The sequence below is a fragment of the Nonomuraea sp. NPDC049625 genome (genome assembly GCF_040675285.1).
GTDB lineage: Bacteria > Actinomycetota > Actinomycetes > Streptosporangiales > Streptosporangiaceae > Nonomuraea > Nonomuraea angiospora_A.
Map to the genome: position 1 here is coordinate 474,933 of NZ_JBFAOQ010000003.1, position 19,115 is coordinate 494,047.

Sequence of the window (19,115 nt, forward strand, 5' to 3'; positions counted from 1 at the left end):
ACGTCCTCATCGCCGCGCCCGGTCGAGCAGTTCGAGCACGTCGGCGTCAGTGAGCTGGTCGAAGTGCTCGTACCACTGGCCGACCGCCCTGAAGTCGATCGGCGTCAGCAGGACCACCACCTCGTCGGCCTCCCGCCGCAGCGAGCCGACGGTCTCGCGGGCCCCGACCGGCACGGCCAGCGTCACCCTGGCGGGCTTGGCCGTGCGGACCGCCCTGAGCGCGGCGCGCGCGGTGCCGCCGGTGGCCAGGCCGTCGTCCACCACGATGACCTCGCGTCCCTCCAGCGAGGGCAGCGGGCGGTCGCCGCGGTAGGCGAGCACCCTGCGGGCCAGCTCGCGCCGCTCCTTCTCCACCACGTCCGCCACTGACTCGGGCGTCATGCCGAGGCGGCGCAGCAGCGTGTGGTCGAACACGGGTTCGCCGCCCTCGGCTATCGCGCCCACACCCAGCTCCGGGGTGGGCGGATAGCCGATCTTCCTCGTCACGAGGACGTCGAGGGGGGCGCCGAGCCTGCGCGCGATCGGCAGGGCCACCGCCACGCCGCCGCGGGGCAGGGCGAGCACGACGGGGTCGCGCACGTCCTCCAGGCGCTCGGCCAGCAGCTCCCCGGCCTGGGCACGGTCTGCGAAGAGCTCCATGACCAGTGCCCTACCCGCTCAAACGCGCTCCTCGCCTCACCCGCGGCGGCCGGGCCGCTAGGGCCGGCTGCGGCCCGAGCGGCGCATCTCCTTGGTGATGAGCTTCCACTTGCTCAGCTGCTCCTTGCGCAGGCGGGCATCGGTCCTGGAGGCCATCCAGGCCGCCTCCCGCTGCAGCTTGCGCCAGCTGTCCAGCCGCCGCTCCGGCAGCTCACCGGTCTCCAGGGCGGCCAGCACCGCGCAGCCCGGCTCGCCGGAGTGCCCGCAGTCGCCGAAGCGGCAGAGCCCGGCCAGCGCCTCGATGTCGGAGAAGACCAGGTCGACGCCGTCGGCGATGTCGTACAGGCCGATCCGCCGGATCCCGGGCGTGTCGATGACCAGCCCGCCGCCGGACAGCGGGATGAGCTCCCGGTGCACGGTGGTGTGCCGGCCCCGCCCGTCGGCGGCGCGCACCTGCTGGGTCTCCATGACGCTCTCCCCGGCCAGCGCGTTGACCAGGGTGGACTTGCCGGCTCCCGACGGGCCGAGGATCACGGCCGTACGGGACCCCTCCAGGTAGCCGGCGACCAGCGGGACCCCGTCGCCGTGCAGGGACGAGACCGCGTGCACGTCCACGCCGGGCGCGGCCACCCGGACGTCGTCGAGCAACTGGTCGAGACCGTCCTCGAACAGGTCGGACTTGGTGATGAGCACCACGGGCGTGCCGCCGGACTCCCAGGCCAGCGCGACGAGGCGCTCGATGCGGCCGAGGTCGGCGAAGTCCGTGGAGTGCATGGACGGCTCGGCCACGAAGACGACGTCGACGTTCGCGGCGAGCACCTGGCCCTGGCCGTCGCCGGACAGGCCGCCCACCGAGTCGCGGCTCACGCCGCCCCTGATGAACGCGGTCGTCCGCGGCAGGACTTCATCGAGCTCGTAGCGGCCCTCAGGGAGCAGCCTGAGCGCGACCCAGTCGCCCACGCACGGCAGCGCGACCGGGTCGGCGGCCGCCGCCCTGCGGACGCGGGCGCCGTACTTGACCTGAAGCTGACCCTCGGCCGCGATCACCTCGGCGGCGCCGCGGTCGACGCGGGCCACGCGGGCGGGGACGGTGTCAGCGGGCAGCTCGGCGGCGCGGAGAGCGGTCCAGCCGAGCAGGGAAAGATCGTGATTCAACGCAGTGAAACCTTTGATCGAGAAGGGAAACCCGGCAGCTCAGCGGAGCCCGGGGAGGTGGACGAAGGGCACACGGAACGCGATGACCCGCATAGTCCTCACCTCCTCGATCAGTTGCCGCAGACTCTACGCACCTCTCCGCAGGGACGCAATCGGATTAAGTATGGCGATCTGTTGAACCCTGCCTGGGCGGCTGGCCGTACCACCTGCCGACGGACCCGAGAAAGGGGAATGATGCACACCAGCACTTATCCCCCGCCCTCGGCCGAGGGAGCCGCCCCCATGGGGAAGCCGCGTTTTCGACACTGGATCCGCCGCGTACGGCCGGATGACGGGGTGCCAAATGACGGGGTGTCAAATGACGAGGCGGCAGTGTCCGCGCTCTACCGGGAGTATCACAGGCCGCTGCTGGCCTTCGTGATCAGGTTGACGGCGGGCGATCGGCAGTGGGCGGAAGACGTGGTGCAGGAGACCATGATCCGGGCTTGGCGCAGTGCGGAGCAGCTCGATCCCGAGTCGGTCTCGCTGATGCCCTGGCTGGCGACGGTCGCCAGACGTATCGTGATCGATGACCGGCGGCGCCGGGACGCCCGCCCTCGGGAGTCGGGTGACGGGCCGCTGGAGACGATGCCCGTGCCTGACGAGATGGAGGGCCTGCTGCACCAGGTGGTCGTGTCAGAGGCACTGAAGACGTTGTCGCCGGCACACCGCGAGATCCTCAACGAGACGATCTTGCGAGACCGGTCGGTCAACGACGCCGCCGAGGCGCTTGGCATCCCGGTCGGCACTGTGAAGTCCCGGGTCTATTACGCCGTTCGCGCGCTGCGGATCGCACTTGAGGAGAGGGGGGTGACGGCGTGACTTCGAGAGTCGAGCACACAGACGTGGGCGCGTACGCGCTCGGTCTGCTGGAGGAGGACGACAGGCACGCCTTCGAGGCCCATCTCCTGGGCTGCGCCCCCTGTCGCGCCGAGCTGTCCGATCTGTCCGGCATGGCCAGCGTGCTGAGCGGGATCGGCCCGGTGGAGGACTACGGGGCGCCGTCCCCCGAACCGGTGATCGACCTGCTCCAGCGCAAGAAGAGGACGGACAGGAAGACCCGCAGGGGGACGTTCGTGATCGGGATGGCGGCGGCGGTCACGCTGGTGGCCGGCGGCCTGACGGTCGGCACGCAGCTCTCCGTCGGCGACGTCCCCCCGATGGCCGCCCAGGGGCACGGCAGCCACATGGGCCCCGCCGAGCAGTTCTTCGCCGACGGCACGCCCATCGAGGGGAAGGGCGTCGACGGGGTCACCGGCGGGCTGGTGGTCGAGTCGAAGGCCTGGGGCACGCACGCCGCGCTCAAGCTGGCCGGGGTGAAGGGGCCGCTCGAGTGCGAGCTGGTCTCGGTCGGCAAGTCGGGTGAGCGCCGGGTGATGACCGGGTGGTCCGTACCTCCAGCCGGGTACGGAGTGCCGGGTTCGCCCGATCCGCTCTACATGCATGGCGGCAGCGCGACGCCGCTGAAGGACATCGATCATTTCGAGGTGGTCACTTCGGCAGGCAAGAAGCTGCTCACCATCACCGCCTGACCCGACAGGCGCTCCAAGCCCTCCCGCCGCTGGTGGGAGGGCTTTTTCATGCCTTCGGGCCTGTGTGCAAAATTACGGATTCGCGGGTTGAACCTCCCCCGATACCCGGCGCGTACTGCCTGCCGTACCAACCGGAATATCAAACCGTTTAAGAGGTTTAGCCATGTTCATCCGAAAGTTCGCGATTCCTGGCACGCTGCTCGCCGCCGCCCTGCTCGCCTCCCCCGCTTCGCCGGCGAACGCCTCCGGTGACGACGTCTATCTCGCCGCCGGCCTGCGCGGCGACAACGAGGTGGGTGTCAAGGGCGACGCCGACGGGCGTTCGACGGTCGTGATCAGGATCAGCGGGAACGAGGTCACGTTCGCGGCCCGCTGGAACAAGATCGGCACGCCCACCGCCGGCCACGTCCACCTGGGCGCGAAGGGCGTCAACGGGGACGTCAGGCTCGAGTTCTTCACCAAGCCGCTGCCCGCCGGCGTGCTCGGCGTCACCGGCACCGTCAGGGCCGACAACGAGCTGGTCAAGGCGCTCATCGACAACCCCGGCGGCTTCTACGCCAACCTGCACGACGCCGACCACCCCAAGGGCGCGGTCCGCGGCCAGTTCCACCGGCTGAACAAGCCGATCGACCTCAACGGCGTGCTGCAGGGCAGCAACCAGGCCACGCTCTCCACGCGCGCCGACGGGGCGCAGGAGGTGCCGGAGAACGACGGCAAGAAGCGCGGCGACCAGGACGGCCAGGCCGGCTGGTGGCTGCGTCCCGGCGGCTCGTCCATCGCGTACACGGCCTTCTGGTCGGGCCTCGGCGCGGTCACCAACGGCCACCTGCACAAGGGTTCCGCAGGCGGGAACGGTCCAGTGGTCGCCGACCTGTTCGCGGGCGCCCTGCCGGAGAACCTCACCGGCGTCGCGGGCGAGGCCCCGGTCGCCGCCGGCGTCGTCAAGCGCATCGCCGCCCACCCCGACCGCTACTACGCGAACCTGCACACCTCCGACTTCGACGGCGGTGCCGTGCGCGGCCAGCTGTCCGACCGGCCGTTCACCCACCCGCGCGCGCTCACCGCCGACGTGCTGCGCGGCGCGCAGATCTACTCCTGCACGGCGCAGCCGAGCGGCGGGTACGCCTTCACCCAGCTCGGCGTCTCGGCCAAGCTGCGGCGCGGGATCGACCACTCGTTCGTGACGCCCGCCGCCGGACCGCCGCAGTGGATAGCTCCAGACGGGAGCGCGGTGCGCGGTGCGGTCGTCACCAAGACGCCCAACGGCGACGGCAACATCCCCGAGCTCGTGCTGGACGCCACCCAGGCGGGCAAGGACAGCGGGCTCCTCGCGCACGCCACCCAGATCCTGCGCCTGAACACCACCGGCGGCGTCGCGCCGTCCGGCGCCTGCACGCCGGGCTCCGAGGCCCGGGTCCCGTACGGGGCCGACTACCTGTTCCTGGGCTGAGGCTTCCGGGGGACGATTCGGTCCCGTCCCCTGGAACGCCTTCCCCGGTCGATCCGGCCCACGTCCCCCGGGCCGCCGGTCGGCCGACCGCGAGCGGGGCACTCCGGCCCGCCCCGCTCGCACCGAACGCCCCGCCGCACTCCGGGAGCCCGTGCGGCGGGGCGTTCGCGTCTGCCCGCAGCCGCCCCTGGCACCGCCGTCCGCACATGGTCGCCCCGCAGCGCCGTCCGCACACCGCCGCCCACGCCGACGTCCCGCAGCGGGCTCCCCACATCGCCATCTCCACGGGGCGATTCGGGGGCAGCCGCCGATCGACGCGCACTGACGGCGCATCACGGGCCGACGGCGGATGGCGGGCCGACGGCGAGGAAGCCGCGAGGGCGCGGGCCGAGGAGCGAGATCGGGACCGACGAACCCCAGCCGTCCCTTCAGCACGCCGCGGTGGTGGAGCATAGGGCGGCTGGGTCGGCGGCGACTCGGAGGCGGTGCACCGAGTCGCCGGCGACCCCCGGAAGCCGTGCGCCGGGCCGGTGGCGTCGCCCCGGAGGAGACGCCGGCCCGGAGCGGCCGGGTGGGCCCGGCGGGAGGTGGGTCGGTTACAGGCCCGGGGCCGGGAACTGGGCGGTGAGCTCGCTGACCTCGTGGTGCACGCGCGTGATGACGTCCTCCGCGTCCCCCTTGGCCAGGGCCGTGACGACCTCGTCCATCCAGGCGCCGATCTGGCGCATCTCGGCCTCGCCCATGCCCCGGGAGGTGACGGACGGGGTGCCGATGCGGATGCCCGACGGGTCGAACGGCTTGCGGGGGTCGAAGGGGACCGTGTTGTAGTTGGTCTCCAGCCCCGCCCGGTCGAGCGCCTGGGCGGCGGGCTTGCCGCCGATGCCCTTGGGCGTGAGGTCGAGCAGGATCAGGTGGTTGTCGGTGCCGCCGGAGACCAGGTCGAACCCGCGGGAGGCGAGCTCGTCGGCCAGGGTCCTGGCGTTGGCGACGACCTGGTGGGCGTAGTCGCGGAACGACGGCTGGGCGGCCTCGTGGAGCGCGACGGCGATGGCGGCGGTGGTGTGGTTGTGCGGGCCGCCCTGCAGGCCGGGGAAGACGGCCTTGTTGAGCGCCGTGGCGTGCTCGTCGGCCGTGGCCATCAGCATGGCGCCGCGCGGCCCGCGCAGCGTCTTGTGCGTGGTCGTGGAGATCACGTCGGCGTGGCCCACCGGGGACGGGTGCGCGCCGCCCGCCACCAGGCCGGCGATGTGGGCGATGTCGGCGGCCAGCACGGCCCCGACCTCGCGGGCGATCGAGGCGAAGCCCTCGAAGTCGATGGTGCGCGGGATCGCGGTGCCGCCACAGAAGATCAGCTTCGGCCGGTGCTCGAGGGCGAGCCGGCGCACCTCGTCGAGGTCGATGCGGCCGGTGTCCTTGCGTACGCCGTAGCGGACCGGGTTGAACCACTTGCCGGTCGCGGAGACGGACCAGCCGTGGGTGAGGTGGCCGCCGAACGGCAGGCCCATGCCCATGACGGTGTCGCCCGGCTGCAGGAACGCCATGTAGATGGCGAGGTTGGCGGGCGAGCCGGAGTAGGGCTGGACGTTGGCGTGGTTGACGCCGAACAGCGACTTGGCCCGCTCGATGGCCACGGTCTCGATCTGGTCGATGACCTGCTGGCCCTCGTAGTAGCGCTTGCCCGCGTAGCCCTCGGAGTATTTGTTGGTGAGGACGGTGCCGGTGGCCTCGAGCACGGCCTTGGACACGTAGTTTTCGGACGCGATGAGCTTGACGGTGTCGGCCTGGCGGCGCTCTTCCGCCTTGATGAGTTCGGCGATCTGCGGGTCGACGCTCGCGAGAGAACTCATGATTCTCCTGTCATCGTTGACAATTGCGAAGACCCAGGCGCACGGCCTCCGCTCCTTTCGCTCCCCGGTGGTCGATCCCACCAAAATGCGCCAGTCGCGTCTCCTCGTAGACGATAGCGGATGTCACGGGGCCCATCCGTCGTGTCACGATGAGCTGACCGCCACGTTCCTGATGACCCCGAGCAGCACCAGATCGACGTCGACCCGGTCGGAGTCCTGCGGCACGCCCTCGAAGATCGCGTACATCCGGAGCCGCGCTCCCGCGGGGAACGACGCCATCGGCAGGTCCGTGCACGCGCAGGTCTTGTCCTTCCAGGCGGGGTAGATCGGCCGGCCGACGCCGGGCGGGATGAGGTTCACCCGCGAGACGGTGGAGTCGAGGGCGCTCCGGGCGGCCGGGGTCCCGGCGTCGTTGCCCGGCGGCTCCCACGGGCGCGTGGATGGCGGCCGGCGCGGTGGCCACGCCGACGGCCGGCGCCTCCAGGTTGGCGCCGGTCAGCGGGGCCTGCCTGACCACGGCGGCCAGGTCGGGGCCCTCGACGTATTCGGTGACCAGGTACGCGGTGCCGCCGTCGAACCCGGCGTCCAGCACGGGCGCGGTGCAGAACCTGGCGACCCGCCGCGCGGCCTCGGCTTCCTTGCCGAACCTGCTCCTGAACTCCTCCCGCGCGGCCGGCTCGGGCCGCATCGTCTTCACGGCGACCGCTGCGCCTCCATATCGGGGGGACTCTATTTGGTACGGCTGACGCCCGGCCAGAGCCGGTCCACCTCGGCGTTCAGGATGGCCCCGATGAGCACGGCCAGGGCGGTGATGTAGAGCCAGAGGAGCACGGCGATGGGCGCGGCCAGGGACCCGTAGACGGAGACGGGCGAGAACCAGGCGGCCAGCACGGCCCGCAGCACCGCCGCGCACACGATCCACAGGAAGAGCGCCAGGATCGCGCCGGGCAGCTCCCGGTACCACTTGGTCCGCACCGGCACGCTGACGTGGTAGAGCACGGTCAGGAACAGGACCGAGCCGATGATCACGACCGGCCAGTAGAGGATGTCGATGAGGACGCCGTACTGGGCGGGCAGGGCGTCCCTGAGCAGGGTCGGCCCGATGACCAGGATCGGCATGACGATGATGCCGATGATCAGGCCGACGACGTAGAGGCCGAACGACATCAGCCTGGTGCGGATGATGCCGCGCTCCTCGCCGAGCCCGTAGGCCACGGAGATGAGGTCGACGTACACGTAAAGAGCTCGGGAGCCGGACCAGAGCGACAGCAGGAAGCCGACCGAGATGATCGACACCTTGCTGGCGTCGTCGCTGAGGACGTCGGTGAGGAGCGGGTTGATCACCTTGTTCACGGCCTCTTCCGTGAACAGCACCCCCGCCTGCGCGATCACCCACGCCTTGACCTGAGCGACCACGCTGGAGCCCAGCCAGGTGCCGAGCTTGGCCAGCACGCCGATGAGGCCCAGCACGAACGGCGGCAGCGACAGCAGCGCGAAGAACGCCGCCTCACCTGCCAGGCCGGTGACCCGGTAGGTGACGCCGGCGTTGGTGGCCGCGCGGACGATCGCCCACGACTTCGTGTCGAGCACCCAGCTCAGCCTGGCCCTGGCGTTGGAGACGAGCCCTCTCTTCGGCCGGGGAGGCGCATCGGTGGACGTCATGGCACCCAACGGTATTCGCAGTGACTCTTCGGGACAGCTTACGTCCCGGAGACTGCCCTAGTCGTTGTCAACGATGCGTGCGCCCAGCGGAAGCAGGGAAACGGGGACGAGCTTGAGGTTCGCGATGCCCATCGGGATGCCGATGATCGACAGGAACAGCGGGATCGACGTCACGACGTGCCCGATGGCCAGCCAGACGCCGGCGACCACGCACCAGATGACGTTGCCGATCAGGGAGAACGCGCCCGCGTCGGGGTCGCGCACCACGGTCCTGCCGAACGGCCACAGCGCGTACGCCGCGATCCGGAACGACGCGACGCCGAACGGGATCGTGACGATCAGGATGCAGCAGATGATCCCGGCCAGCGCGTAGCCGGCGGCCAGCCAGAGTCCCGCGAAGATCAGCCAGATGACGTTCAGAATCGTGCGCATACCTGAAGGATCTCACCGGCCGGTCCGCCCGCGTCATCCGGCAAGACCCTGACTTCACCCTGACCTGGGCGCCCGCCCCTTGCCGGGCGGCCCGGCGAATGCCTGCGCGATCTCCATCCAGGCCCGCGCGGGCTCGCCGGTCAGCTCCAGCGCGGTGTCGGACAGGTGGACGCGCTGGGTGACGGCCAGGCAGAAGTCGAGGACGGTGCCGCGGACGAGGCCGTCGGCTCCCTCGGGCCCCGCCGTCCACGTGGTCCCGTCCGGCATGGCCAGCTCGGCGCGTACGGTCTCCTCGGGCACCGGCAGGCCGCGCACGGCGAAGCTGAAGGGCCGGGCGCGGAAGCCCATCATGGCCACGTGGCGCAGCCGGGCCGTCGGCTCACGGGTGACGCCGAGCGCGTCGGCCACGTCCTGGCCGTGCGCCCACGTCTCCATCAGCCGCGCGGTCACGAAGGAGGCGGCCGACATGGCGGGGCCGAACCACGGCACCCGTTCGCGCGCGTCCAGCCTCGCGAAGACCTCCAGGCTGCGGGAGCGGGCCGCGCGGAACCACGCGCGCAGCTCGGCCGGCGGCATCCCGCGCGACTCGAGGGCGAGGTCGTCCACGGACGTGAAGCCCGCCAGCGAGGCCTGGAAGCCGCCGGGGTCGGTGGCCGCGCGCACGGCGGCCTCGTCGAACCAGGCCAGATGGCTCACCTGGTCACGGATCGCCCAGCCCTCGGCGGGTGTGGGCCGCTCCCAGTCCTCGTCCCTCAGAGGATCGAGCAGGGCTTCGAGGGACGCGGTCTCGGCACGCAGGTCGTCGAGCAGCTCGGCCATGAGATCCACGCCCGCCAGCCTAACCCGAACAACGTTCTAGGAGAATAATCGTCATGTGATCTGTGAGAGCTGCAAGGACAAACGCCACGAGGACTGCCGCGGGGGCTCCTGGTGCGATTGCCAGCACCAGGTCCAGGAGAAGCCCCATGAGCCCGACCTCAGCTGGAAGAGCCAGGGCTGAGCGAGCTGGACAGTCCCACACTCTGGACCCTGTCTTGGACAAACGGGACGGCCAGAGTATCTTCTAGGTATGCCAGCGGACCCCATGCTCGTCGGTCGACGCCACGTCGATCTTCAGCGTGTCCGCAGTGCCATCTGTTGCGACGCCCGCCTGTAACCCCATCCTTTTCACCGCTGAGCGCGTCGCACACCTCCTCTCCACCCCTGCCCTCGATGACGAGGCAGGAGGAACCCTGCGCGCGCCCATGAACCGAAGGACGCGCAATGAGCACCCCTGCCAGCCGCACTCCTGCCAGCCGGCACCACAAACGCCCGCGCGGCGAAGGCCAGTGGGCTCTCGGTTACCGTGAGCCGCTCAACAAGAACGAAGAGAACAAGAAGAACGACGACGGCCTCAACGTCCGCCAGCGCATCATCGACATCTACTCCAAGCGGGGCTTCGACTCGATCGACCCGGCCGACCTGCGCGGCCGCATGCGCTGGTACGGCCTCTACACCCAGCGCAAGCCCGGCATCGACGGCGGCAAGACCGCCATCCTGGAGCCGGAGGAGCTCGACGACCGCTACTTCATGCTGCGGGTGCGCATCGACGGCGGCCAGCTCGACCTCGCCCAGCTGCGCACGATCGCCGACATCTCCAACGAGTACGGCCGCGGGACCGCCGACCTGACCGACCGCCAGAACATCCAGCTCCACTGGATCGAGATCGAGTCGGTGCCGGACATCTGGGAGCGCCTGGAGGCCGTGGGCCTGTCCACCACCGAGGCGTGCGGCGACACCCCCCGCGTGATCCTGGGCTGCCCGCTGGCCGGGATCGACGCCGACGAGGTGCTCGACGCGACCGAGCAGATCCACGAGGTGCAGGACCGGATCGTGGGCAACCCGGCGTACTCCAACCTGCCCCGCAAGTTCAAGTCGGCGCTGAGCGGCTGCACCGCCCACTGCACGGTGCACGAGATCAACGACATCGCGTTCGTCGGCGTGGTCAACGAGCAGGGTGAGGTCGGCTACGACCTGTGGGTGGGCGGCGGCCTGTCGACCAACCCGATGCTGGGCAAGCGGATCGGCGTGTTCGTCCGGCCGGAGCAGGCGGTCGACGTCTTCGAGGGCGTGGTCGGGATCTTCCGCGACTACGGCTACCGGCGGCTGCGGCACCGGGCCCGCATCAAGTTCCTGGTCAACGACTGGGGAGTCGAGAAGTTCCGCGAAGTTCTCGAACAGGAGTACCTCAAGGAGCCGCTGCCCGACGGGCCCGCCCCCGCGCTGCCGCGCGGCAGCCGCCGCGATCACGTGGGCGTCTTCCCGCAGAAGGACGGCAACTTCTACGTCGGCTTCGCGCCCAAGGTGGGCCGGCTCGACGGCGACAGGCTGCACCTGATCGCCGACATCGCCGAGCGGCACGGCTCCGGCCGGGTCCGCACGACCGTCGAGCAGAAGATGGTCATCCTCGACGTCGCGCCCGACCAGGTCGACTCGATCGTGGCCGAGCTGGAGGCCAACGACCTGCGGGTCCGGCCGTCCACGTTCCGCCGCCAGACGATGGCCTGCACCGGCATCGAGTACTGCAAGCTGGCCATCGTCGAGACCAAGGCCGCGGCCGCCGACCTGATCGACGAGCTGGAGCGGCGGCTGCCGGCGTTCGAGGAGCCGCTGACGATCAACGTCAACGGCTGCCCCAACTCCTGCGCCCGCATCCAGGTCGCCGACATCGGCCTCAAGGGCCAGCTCGTGGTGGACGAGAACGGCGACCAGGTCGAGGGCTTCCAGATCCACCTGGGCGGCTCCCTCGGCGTCAACGCCGGCTTCGGGCGCAAGGTGCGCGGCCTCAAGACCACCGCCAAGGCGCTGCCCGACTACGTGGAGCGCGTCGTCAAGCACTTCGACGCCCAGAAGAAGGAAGGCGAGTCGTTCGCCGACTGGGTGCAGCGGGCCGACGAGGCGGACCTCAAATGAGCGAGCGAGCGGTCCCGTTCCACTGCCCGTACTGCGGCGACGAGGACCTCGAACCCTACGAGGGGGACGGCGGCTGGTACTGCCGCGCCTGCGCCCGCGCCTTCAAGCTCAAGTTTCTCGGGATCGGAGTGAAGATATGACGCTCGTGGACATCGAGGTCGGCCTGAAACAGCAGCGCGGCGCCCTTGACCTGCAGGACATCGTCGAGTCCGCCGCGACGTTCCTCGAGGGCGCCCCCGCCCGCGAGATCATCCGCTGGGCGGCGGCGACGTTCGGCGACCGGCTGTGCCTGACCTCCTCGATGAGCGACGCCCTCCTGATCGACCTGGTGAGCAGGGTCAAGCCCGGCGTGGACGTGCTGTTCATCGACACCGGCTACCACTTCGCCGAGACGATCGGCACGCGTGACGCGGTGCGCCAGGTCTATGACGTCAACGTGATCGACATCAAGCCGTCACGGACGGTCGAGGAGCAGGATCGCGATCTCGGCCCGCGCCTGTTCGGCCGCAACCCCGACCTGTGCTGCTTCCTGCGCAAGGTCGAGCCGCTCAACCGGGCGCTGGAGCCGTACCTGGCGTGGATCTCCGGCATCCGCCGCGACGAGTCCTCCAGCCGCGCCGGCTCCAAGGTCGTCGAGTGGGACGCCAAGCGGCAGATGGTCAAGGTCAACCCGATCGCGGCCTGGACCCAGGAGGACGTCGACAACTACATCGCCGACAACGGGGTGCTGATCAACCCGTTGCACTACGACAACTACCCCTCGATCGGCTGCGCGCCGTGCACGCGGCAGGTCGCGGAGGGAGAGGATCCGCGCAGCGGACGCTGGGCGGGCCTGGGGAAGGTCGAATGCGGCATTCACCTGTGATCCCCAGCAGGGGACCCGTCCCGTTGGCAGGCGGGGCGGCCCCCGGCCGCGTGCCACTGGTGGCGGTGGCGCACGGGTCGCGAGATCCGCGTGCCGCCGCCACCGTGGCCGCGCTGCTCGACCGGGTACGCCTGGCGCGCCCTGAGGTGCCCGTACGGGTGGCGTACCTCGACCACTGCACTCCCGCACTGGGACAGGCGCTGAGCGGCCTCCAGGAGGCCGTTGTGCTGCCGCTGCTGCTCACCGAGGCCTACCACAGCCGGGTGGACCTGCCGGCGGCGCTGAACGAGGTCCGGGCGCGCGAGCCGCGCCTGCGCGTGCACTACGGCAGCACGCTGGGGCCGCACCCGCTGCTGCTGACGGCGCTGGAGCGGCGCCTGGCCGAGGCGGGCGTGCGCGCCGGGGACCCGGAGACCGCGGTCGTGCTGGTGTCGGCGGGTTCGAGCGACGCCAGGGCCAACGCGGTGATCGCGGGGCAGGCGCGGGCGTGGCGGCGTTCCGGCTGGTGGACGGTGTCCGCCGGCTACGCGTCGGCCGCCGATCCGTCGCCCGCCGAGGCCGTGGCCGCGCTCAGGCGGGCGGGCGCGCCGAAGGTCGTCGTCGCCCCGTACCTGCTGGCGCCCGGCTACTTCGCGGACAAGGTACGGCAGACGAGCCTGGAGGCCGGGGCCGCGGTCGTGTCGGACGTGCTCGGCCCGGCGCCGGAGCTGGTGGAGGTGCTCCTGGAGCGTTACGAGGCGGCCCAGCGGCAGCCGGTGTCCTCCCTGGTCGGCTGAGCCGGGGTCAGTAGCCCCACCGGTCGCCGCGGTCCCCGCGCGCCTGCCTGCCCAGCTCGCGGGCCTGCCGGTTCAGCTCGCGGGTCTCCTCCCGCATCTGCCGGCCCAGCGCCCGCCAGTCCTCGCCGTGCAGCCGCCGCCAGTGCTCCCGCCAGGCCGCGAACGCGCGCTGCACCGGCTGCGCCCGCGAGTCGCCGATCACCTTGACGTCCCCCATCACGGCGTACGCGCGCACGCGCACGACCGGGACGTTCATGCCGGGGGCCGCCTGGAGGACGTCCACCCGCTTGTCGCCCATGACGGCCACGCCGTCGAGGTCCACGTTCACGCCGTCGGGGACGATGATCTTGACGTCGCCCATCACGGAGACGGCCATGATGTCCACCATGTCCGTGCGCACCTCGGCCTCGCGCAGGTCGAGCACCACGTCGCCCATCACGGCGACCGCGCCGAGCTCCTGGTCGATCCGCCAGGTCCCGCGCCGCTTGGAGTCGCCCATGAAGCCCACGAACCACCGCCGCTTCCTGCCCGCGGGCACCGGGGCGGGCGCCGGCGCAGGCGCGGGCGTGGCTCCCCCCGGCAGGTCCTGGGTGAGCAGGGCCAGCTCGGCGTGCGTGGTCGCGGAATAGGCGGCCTCGGTACGGTCGGTCAGCTCGGCGAGCGTCAGCCTGCCCTCCACCGATGCGACACGCAGCTGCTCGACGACGGCCTCGCGCTCGGCGTCCGAGGCGCGGAGCCCACCGGGATCAGTCATACTCGCAACATATCGCGTCTTGCCGGGAATGCGACTCCTCCCCGAGAAGGAAAACATGTCATCCCTTGTAGGTGTTTGAACCTAGACGCCGCTTTGGCGCGTACCAAGCGATGACACGGGGCTCTGGCTTGGCCCGGGGCGCGGCCGGACCAGGCTAGGGTCCCTGTCATGCATGAGGAACAGCTCTACCGCGCGGCGTTGAACGGCGAGACCGAGACCGTGGGCAAGCTGCTCACCGGCGGCGCCGATCCCAACAGCCCAGGTGAGGAGGGGTTGCCGCTGTGCGCGGCCGCCGCCTGGGACCGCGTGGAGGTGGCCGGCGCGCTCCTGACGGCCGGCGCCGACGTGAACGGCCGGGAGGAGGGCGGCTGGACGGCGCTGCACTGGGCGGCCTCCAACGGCCACGCCGCCACCGCCAAGGCGTTGATCGAGGCTGGCGCGGAGGTCGACGCGGCCAATGAGTCCGGCGACACCCCGCTCACGCTGGCCGTCCGGCGCGGCGCGCTGGGCGTGGTGCAGGTGCTGCTCGAAGCGGGCGCCGATGCCGAGAAGTACGACGGCGACGGCGACACGCCGCTCGAGATCGCCGCCTCCTGGGTGGGCGTGCACCTGGAGAGCGCGCTGCTCGACCAGATCGAGAAGGAGGGCTGGGAGTACGTCGTGGCCCGCCAGTACGCCAAGGACGGCACCGAGCTGGTCACGGTGGCCGGACGCGCGGCCGACGGCTCGGAGAGCGAGCAGGTGCAGGCGCAGCGCGGCCACGCCGCCGTCGCGACCCTGCTGGAGGACGCGACGGGCACGTACACGCCGGTGGAGCAGCTCGTGGCGCGGGCCGTGGCGCACCGCGACATCGACGAGGACGCCGAGACCTGGTGGATCGTGGCCGACTCGCTGGGCAGGCGGGCGGACGACGAGACGTACGAGGCGCTGGTCCGGCTGTGCGGGAGCGAGGACGCCAGGGAGCGGGAGTTCGGGGTCGACGCGATCGCCCAGTTCGGGTTCGCGGAGGGGGAGAAGCCCTACCTCGACACGACGCTGCCGCTGCTGCAGAAGATGGTCACCACGGAGGGAAACCCGCAGGTGCTGCGGTCGGTCCTGGCCGCGCTCGGGCACCAGGGGGACGCCCGCGCGCTGCCGTACGTGCTGGACGTCATCGGGCGTCCGGGGCACAAGCGCACGATGACGGACGCGATCGCGCTGGCCGACGTGCTGCCGCCGGGCCACGAGGAGGGCCTGGCGCTGCTGATCGCGATGACGGAGGACGAGGACACGGAGGTGCGCGACTGGGCCACCGCCGGGCTCGCCGGGCTGTCCGAGGACACGCCCGTCATCCGTGAGGCCCTGGCCGCCCGCCTCGCCGACGCCGACCTGCGCACGGTGGCCGAGGCCACGCGCGGGCTGCTGACGCGGGGCGACGAGCGCGCTTCGCGGGGGGTGGAGCGGGTGCTGGCGGAGAGCGACGACGAGTACGAGCGGGACCTCGTCACCCAGCCCGTCACCGGCTGACCCGCACCCTCCCGCCGGACCGGGGAGCGCTCAGTCGCCGTTGAGCACGCGCGTCACCCACTCCAGAGTGCCGGTGCGCAGGGCCTCCTCGGCCAGCCGTTTCCCGGTCGGGGTCGTCAGGGCGTCCAGGGAGCTGTCGATCCAGCCCTGGACGTTCTGGTGCCCCTGCTCCCGGTATTCGAGCGCCTGGATGAGGCATTCCAGCTTGTCCGCGTCCCGGGCGCAGACGGCTTCGAGGCTGGCCTTCTCCTCGTACTCCCCCACCGCGTCGGCGACCATGTCCGCCACCTCCGCGGGCAGGCCGCGCATCTGGTCGGCGGTGACGTCCTCGTTGGAGGCCGCCTTGAGGTAGCGCTTGCCGATGTACGGGATGTCGGTGATGCGGGTCTCCTGGGTGTCGTGGAAGAGACTCATGAACGCGGCCCGCTCCGGATTCGCGCCTTCGAGCCTCGCGATCACGCCGGCTATGACGGCCGCGCGGAACGAGTGCTCGGCGATGCTCTCCGGGTCCCGTACGCCCGCCACCAGCCACCCGGTCCGCTTGTAGCGCTTGAGCAGCCCGAACTCGTACAGCAGCCCCGCCAGTCCCGTCGCGTCGTCCATCACGGGGACCCTCCTCTCCTACGGCAAATGCCGTGGCCGTTTCGCCGGCCACGGCATTTGTCATCGACCGTTTCTCCAAAAACGGGAGCTGTTTCAGCTCACCGGTTAATTCTCGGGCCCGAAGATATCCCGCCAGTCGTCCCCGTTGGGCCACCAGCTGTCGTTCTGGCCCGTCTCCTGGCCCGTCTCTTCGGGGGCCTCGTACTGGTCGTCGTCCTTGATCGGCTGCTTGACCGGCGTCTCCTTGACGGGAGGCGTCTGCACCGTCGGCGGCGTGTGGTGCACCGGACGGTGGTGCTCGCGGCGCGGTGTGCGGATGCGGATGATCTCGTCGTCATCACGGTGGTGGTGACGACGTCCCCAGCCGCCCCAGCCCCAGGGGCCACACCAGGGGCGCCAGCAGCCGCCTCCCCATCCGCGACGGCCGCAGTGCTTCCCACAGAGCGGCGGCTTCTCGTTCGAGATGACCCCGACGCCCGCGGCGCTGCTCGGCACCGCGCTCGCCGCGGCCGCCAGACCCGTGGGAAGGAGCAGGGAGCCGACGATGGCGCCGGCCAGCGTTAGTGTCGCGGCCCGCCCATGGCGAGGCGTCCGCGATTGCCGACTTTCAGTGTTCACGTGCATTCGTTTCCGTTCATGGGTAGATCGGCCCGAAATCCAGTGCCCACTATCTCCGCAGGCACTCAGACAGGGGCAGACGTACCCATGTGAATATTCTCGCCTAACTATGTAAACCCAAATAACCTGTCAAAACCATGCGGGGTCATTAAACGATGGTTTTGCGAGTTACTTAAAGGACCTCGCGCTATATCCCAGGGCATTTCCCGCCCAATTCCCCCAGAATGGACAGCGCCGCCGGTCAGGGGCCGGAAAGCGCCGGGGCCGCGGTCAGGACGTCCCTGGCCAGCGGCAGGTCGCCGGCCAGCTCGGCCGGGAACTCGGCGGGCTCTCCCCTGCCGCCCAGCAGGAAGCAGAACGCGACCACGTCCGCCGTGATGTGGGCGTCCGGCGGGCCGGGCCGGGTGTCCTCCACGCCCAGCGGCACCTGCCACTCGCCCCCGCCCGCGCCCGTCAGCGTGAGGTGGAGGGTGCGGCCGGAGCCGTCCATGCCCGACAGGAGCATCGTCCAGGGCAGCAGGCGCGCGCACAGGTCGGCGGTCGGGTGGATGTGCTCGGCGATGGGGTCGGGCAGGCGCAGCCGGGCGGTCCGGGCGGCGTCGGCCGTGTGGATCCAGGTCTCCAGGCAGCGCGCCAGGAGCTGGTCGCGGACCGGGACCTCCATGCCGTCCAGGGTGGCCGGGGTCGTGGGCGGCAGGTCGGCGAGGTGGCGGCAGAGGGCGTCGGCCTGGGCCCGCCAGTCCCTTCTGGTCTGCTCGGGGCTGCGGGTGCGCTCGTACGCCTGAACGTCGCTCGTCCGTCCCGTCGAATCGGTCGCGCCCATGGGCGGCCCCAGCACGGGGGCGCCGACGGAGGCGGCCAGGAGGCCGTCCTTGGCGGCCAGGTGGGCGACGAGCTCCTGGAGGGTCCAGCCCTCGACGATCACGCGTGACCAGTCGTCGTCCACGGCCGAGGCCAGCAGCGCGTCCATCGCGGCCACCCGGCCCGCGTACGGCTCCGCCCAGGTCGCGGTGGGGGCCGCGGGCCTGCGCCGGGCCCTGGCCCCGGCCAGGAGCTGGGGCCGCAACGAACGGGCCGGCACCTCCGGGTCCTCCATCATCGCGTCCAGATAGAGGCGCTCGATGGGGTCCATTACACCTCTTCCTCCGCAAGCGCGTCCGCCAGGCGTCTCAGCGCCAGCCGGATGCGCGATTTGGCCGTGCCCTCGGGCACGCCCAGCTCCTCGCTCACCTGCCGATAGGTCCTGCCGCCGAAGTAGGCGAGCTCCACCGCCTCCCGGAGGCCGTCGGGCAGCGAGGTCACCGCCTGCCGCACCCGTTTGGCCTCGTCCGAGGCCAGGACCGTGTCCTCCAGTCTGTCAGGTTCGCGCTCGAACAGCCTGGGTCCGAGTGCCGACACCCGCCGCCGCTCCTCGGCGCGCACGTGGTCGACCGCGCGGCGGTGCGCGATCGTCGCGAGCCAGGCGCGTAAGGTGCCGCGCTCCGGGTCATAGGACAGGGGGCGCTCCCAGAAGACCAGGAACACCTCCTGAGTGATGTCCTCGGCGATCACCCGGTCCCTGGTGACCCGCAGCGCGAGCCCGAAGATCAGCGAGGAGAGCCGATCGTAGACCTCGCCCAGCGCGGACTCATCGCCGCCGACCACCCGCTGGTGCAGCAGGCGGTCGTCGTACGGTGCCTCCACTGGCACCACACTCCCGTGTAATCCGGACCAAGGCGGCGGGTGCGCCGCGACCCGAGCATGTCATTATTCGCCGGAAAAGTAGAGCTGGATGACCGAGAGGCAGGGAGTTTGCCGGCGCGCGATAAGGTCGGAGGACCAATACGGAGGGAGCACGTCATGGCCACCACTCGCACCGCCACCACCCAGTGGAAGGGCAACCTGATCAACGGTTCGGGCACCGTGTCGCTCGACACCTCGGGCGTGGGCACGTTCGAGGTCTCCTGGCCGTCCAGGTCCCAGGAGGCCGGCGGCAAGACGTCCCCGGAGGAGCTCATCGCGGCCGCCCACTCCTCCTGCTTCTCGATGGCGCTCTCGCACGGGCTGGCCGGCGCCGGCACCCCGCCGGAGTCGCTGGAGACCAGCGCCGACGTGACGTTCCAGCCGGGTGAGGGCATCACGGGCATCGTGCTCACGGTGAAGGGCCACGTTCCCGGCATCTCGGCCGAGCAGTTCGCGGAGGCCGCCGAGACGGCCAAGGCCAACTGCCCGGTCAGCAAGGCCCTGACGGGCACCATGATCACGCTCAACGCCGAGCTGCTCTGACGGTCTCCGCGACCTGCCCG

The 19,115-nt window shown here is 71.0% G+C and carries 23 protein-coding genes and 1 riboswitch; of the genes, 11 read left to right on the forward strand and 12 right to left on the reverse strand.

Annotated features, from left to right (window positions below):
* Positions 1 to 6: 6 nt before the first annotated feature.
* Together AB0J87_RS15660 and rsgA are read right to left on the reverse strand one after the other, a co-directional pair.
* Complete coding sequence (locus AB0J87_RS15660) at positions 7 to 639, reverse strand: phosphoribosyltransferase (RefSeq protein WP_355194576.1); 633 nt, start codon at positions 637 to 639, stop codon at positions 7 to 9.
* Positions 640 to 696: 57 nt separating this feature from the next.
* Positions 697 to 1,794 (reverse strand): ribosome small subunit-dependent GTPase A, encoded by a 1,098-nt coding sequence (gene rsgA, locus AB0J87_RS15665; protein WP_363965751.1) that lies wholly within the window; start codon positions 1,792 to 1,794, stop codon positions 697 to 699.
* A gap of 282 nt (positions 1,795 to 2,076) precedes the next feature.
* Between rsgA and AB0J87_RS15670 the strand changes: the two genes are divergently transcribed.
* The 3 genes from AB0J87_RS15670 (at position 2,077) to AB0J87_RS15680 (ending at position 4,815) form a co-directional block, all read left to right on the forward strand.
* Positions 2,077 to 2,655: a sigma-70 family RNA polymerase sigma factor gene (locus tag AB0J87_RS15670; RefSeq protein WP_350722658.1), complete on the forward strand. Its 579-nt coding sequence runs from the start codon at positions 2,077 to 2,079 to the stop codon at positions 2,653 to 2,655.
* Positions 2,652 to 3,365, forward strand: a complete 714-nt coding sequence (locus AB0J87_RS15675; RefSeq protein WP_363965753.1) for a zf-HC2 domain-containing protein — start codon at positions 2,652 to 2,654, stop codon at positions 3,363 to 3,365. The genes AB0J87_RS15670 and AB0J87_RS15675 overlap by 4 nt, the downstream gene beginning before the upstream one ends.
* Positions 3,366 to 3,528: 163 nt before the next feature.
* Positions 3,529 to 4,815 carry a CHRD domain-containing protein gene (locus tag AB0J87_RS15680; RefSeq protein WP_363965755.1) on the forward strand — a complete coding sequence of 429 codons (1,287 nt, stop codon included), beginning with the start codon at positions 3,529 to 3,531 and terminating at the stop codon, positions 4,813 to 4,815.
* Between the two features lie 596 nt (positions 4,816 to 5,411).
* Here AB0J87_RS15680 and glyA read toward each other — a convergent pair.
* Positions 5,412 to 6,662: a serine hydroxymethyltransferase gene (gene glyA / locus AB0J87_RS15685; protein WP_350722663.1), complete on the reverse strand. Its 1,251-nt coding sequence runs from the start codon at positions 6,660 to 6,662 to the stop codon at positions 5,412 to 5,414.
* A gap of 24 nt (positions 6,663 to 6,686) precedes the next feature.
* A riboswitch (ZMP/ZTP riboswitch) is annotated at positions 6,687 to 6,763 on the reverse strand.
* Between the two features lie 43 nt (positions 6,764 to 6,806).
* Complete coding sequence (locus tag AB0J87_RS15690; RefSeq protein ID WP_363965758.1) at positions 6,807 to 7,022, reverse strand: hypothetical protein; 216 nt, start codon at positions 7,020 to 7,022, stop codon at positions 6,807 to 6,809.
* A gap of 80 nt (positions 7,023 to 7,102) precedes the next feature.
* Here AB0J87_RS15690 and AB0J87_RS15695 point away from each other — a divergent pair, with 80 nt between their 5' ends.
* Positions 7,103 to 7,408 (forward strand): hypothetical protein, encoded by a 306-nt coding sequence (locus AB0J87_RS15695; RefSeq protein WP_363965759.1) that lies wholly within the window; start codon positions 7,103 to 7,105, stop codon positions 7,406 to 7,408.
* On the opposite strand, the gene AB0J87_RS15700 is transcribed toward AB0J87_RS15695, so the two are convergent.
* The 3 genes from AB0J87_RS15700 to AB0J87_RS15710 are packed head-to-tail and all read right to left on the reverse strand — an operon-like array spanning position 7,392 to position 9,575.
* The gene (locus AB0J87_RS15700) at positions 7,392 to 8,324 is read right to left on the reverse strand and encodes a YihY/virulence factor BrkB family protein (RefSeq protein ID WP_350722668.1); all 933 of its coding nucleotides are present in this window, start codon (positions 8,322 to 8,324) and stop codon (positions 7,392 to 7,394) included. The genes AB0J87_RS15695 and AB0J87_RS15700 overlap by 17 nt on opposite strands.
* Positions 8,325 to 8,381: 57 nt before the next feature.
* Positions 8,382 to 8,756, reverse strand: coding sequence for a YccF domain-containing protein (locus AB0J87_RS15705; protein WP_350722670.1), 375 nt, complete (start codon positions 8,754 to 8,756; stop codon positions 8,382 to 8,384).
* A 54-nt stretch (positions 8,757 to 8,810) separates the two neighbouring features.
* Positions 8,811 to 9,575 (reverse strand): TIGR03084 family metal-binding protein, encoded by a 765-nt coding sequence (locus tag AB0J87_RS15710; RefSeq protein ID WP_363966598.1) that lies wholly within the window; start codon positions 9,573 to 9,575, stop codon positions 8,811 to 8,813.
* A gap of 250 nt (positions 9,576 to 9,825) precedes the next feature.
* On the opposite strand from AB0J87_RS15710, the gene AB0J87_RS15715 reads away from it, so the two are divergent.
* From AB0J87_RS15715 to AB0J87_RS15735, 5 genes are all read left to right on the forward strand, one after another.
* Entirely contained in the window at positions 9,826 to 9,912 is an 87-nt protein-coding gene (locus AB0J87_RS15715; RefSeq protein WP_350723228.1) for a putative leader peptide, read from the forward strand.
* A gap of 107 nt (positions 9,913 to 10,019) precedes the next feature.
* Positions 10,020 to 11,708: a nitrite/sulfite reductase gene (locus AB0J87_RS15720; RefSeq protein ID WP_363965762.1), complete on the forward strand. Its 1,689-nt coding sequence runs from the start codon at positions 10,020 to 10,022 to the stop codon at positions 11,706 to 11,708.
* Positions 11,705 to 11,848, forward strand: a complete 144-nt coding sequence (locus AB0J87_RS15725) for an Insertion element protein (protein WP_185077756.1) — start codon at positions 11,705 to 11,707, stop codon at positions 11,846 to 11,848. The genes AB0J87_RS15720 and AB0J87_RS15725 overlap by 4 nt, the downstream gene beginning before the upstream one ends.
* Positions 11,845 to 12,573, forward strand: a complete 729-nt coding sequence (locus tag AB0J87_RS15730) for a phosphoadenylyl-sulfate reductase (protein ID WP_363965764.1) — start codon at positions 11,845 to 11,847, stop codon at positions 12,571 to 12,573. The genes AB0J87_RS15725 and AB0J87_RS15730 overlap by 4 nt, the downstream gene beginning before the upstream one ends.
* On the forward strand, positions 12,555 to 13,349 hold the full coding sequence (locus tag AB0J87_RS15735; RefSeq protein ID WP_363965766.1) for a sirohydrochlorin chelatase: 795 nt from the start codon (positions 12,555 to 12,557) through the stop codon (positions 13,347 to 13,349). Before AB0J87_RS15730 ends, AB0J87_RS15735 begins: the two co-directional genes overlap by 19 nt.
* A gap of 7 nt (positions 13,350 to 13,356) precedes the next feature.
* Here the strand turns inward: AB0J87_RS15735 and AB0J87_RS15740 are convergent, their stop codons facing one another.
* Positions 13,357 to 14,103: a DUF1707 domain-containing protein gene (locus AB0J87_RS15740; protein WP_350722677.1), complete on the reverse strand. Its 747-nt coding sequence runs from the start codon at positions 14,101 to 14,103 to the stop codon at positions 13,357 to 13,359.
* Between the two features lie 168 nt (positions 14,104 to 14,271).
* Here AB0J87_RS15740 and AB0J87_RS15745 point away from each other — a divergent pair, with 168 nt between their 5' ends.
* Positions 14,272 to 15,609, forward strand: a complete 1,338-nt coding sequence (locus AB0J87_RS15745) for an ankyrin repeat domain-containing protein (protein ID WP_363965768.1) — start codon at positions 14,272 to 14,274, stop codon at positions 15,607 to 15,609.
* Between the two features lie 30 nt (positions 15,610 to 15,639).
* Here AB0J87_RS15745 and AB0J87_RS15750 read toward each other — a convergent pair whose 3' ends face one another.
* The 4 genes from AB0J87_RS15750 to AB0J87_RS15765 all read right to left on the reverse strand — a co-directional run bounded on the left by AB0J87_RS15750 (position 15,640) and on the right by AB0J87_RS15765 (position 18,519).
* Positions 15,640 to 16,212 carry an HD domain-containing protein gene (locus AB0J87_RS15750; RefSeq protein ID WP_363966600.1) on the reverse strand — a complete coding sequence of 191 codons (573 nt, stop codon included), beginning with the start codon at positions 16,210 to 16,212 and terminating at the stop codon, positions 15,640 to 15,642.
* 105 nt (positions 16,213 to 16,317) lie between these two features.
* Positions 16,318 to 16,830, reverse strand: coding sequence for a hypothetical protein (locus AB0J87_RS15755; protein WP_363965770.1), 513 nt, complete (start codon positions 16,828 to 16,830; stop codon positions 16,318 to 16,320).
* 241 nt (positions 16,831 to 17,071) lie between these two features.
* Entirely contained in the window at positions 17,072 to 17,962 is an 891-nt protein-coding gene (locus tag AB0J87_RS15760) for a maleylpyruvate isomerase family mycothiol-dependent enzyme (RefSeq protein ID WP_363965772.1), read from the reverse strand.
* The gene (locus AB0J87_RS15765) at positions 17,962 to 18,519 is read right to left on the reverse strand and encodes a sigma-70 family RNA polymerase sigma factor (protein ID WP_350722683.1); all 558 of its coding nucleotides are present in this window, start codon (positions 18,517 to 18,519) and stop codon (positions 17,962 to 17,964) included. The genes AB0J87_RS15760 and AB0J87_RS15765 overlap by 1 nt, the downstream gene beginning before the upstream one ends.
* Before the next feature lie 150 nt (positions 18,520 to 18,669).
* Between AB0J87_RS15765 and AB0J87_RS15770 the strand changes: the two genes are divergently transcribed.
* Complete coding sequence (locus tag AB0J87_RS15770; protein WP_363965774.1) at positions 18,670 to 19,095, forward strand: OsmC family protein; 426 nt, start codon at positions 18,670 to 18,672, stop codon at positions 19,093 to 19,095.
* The last annotated feature ends 20 nt before the right edge of the window (positions 19,096 to 19,115 follow it).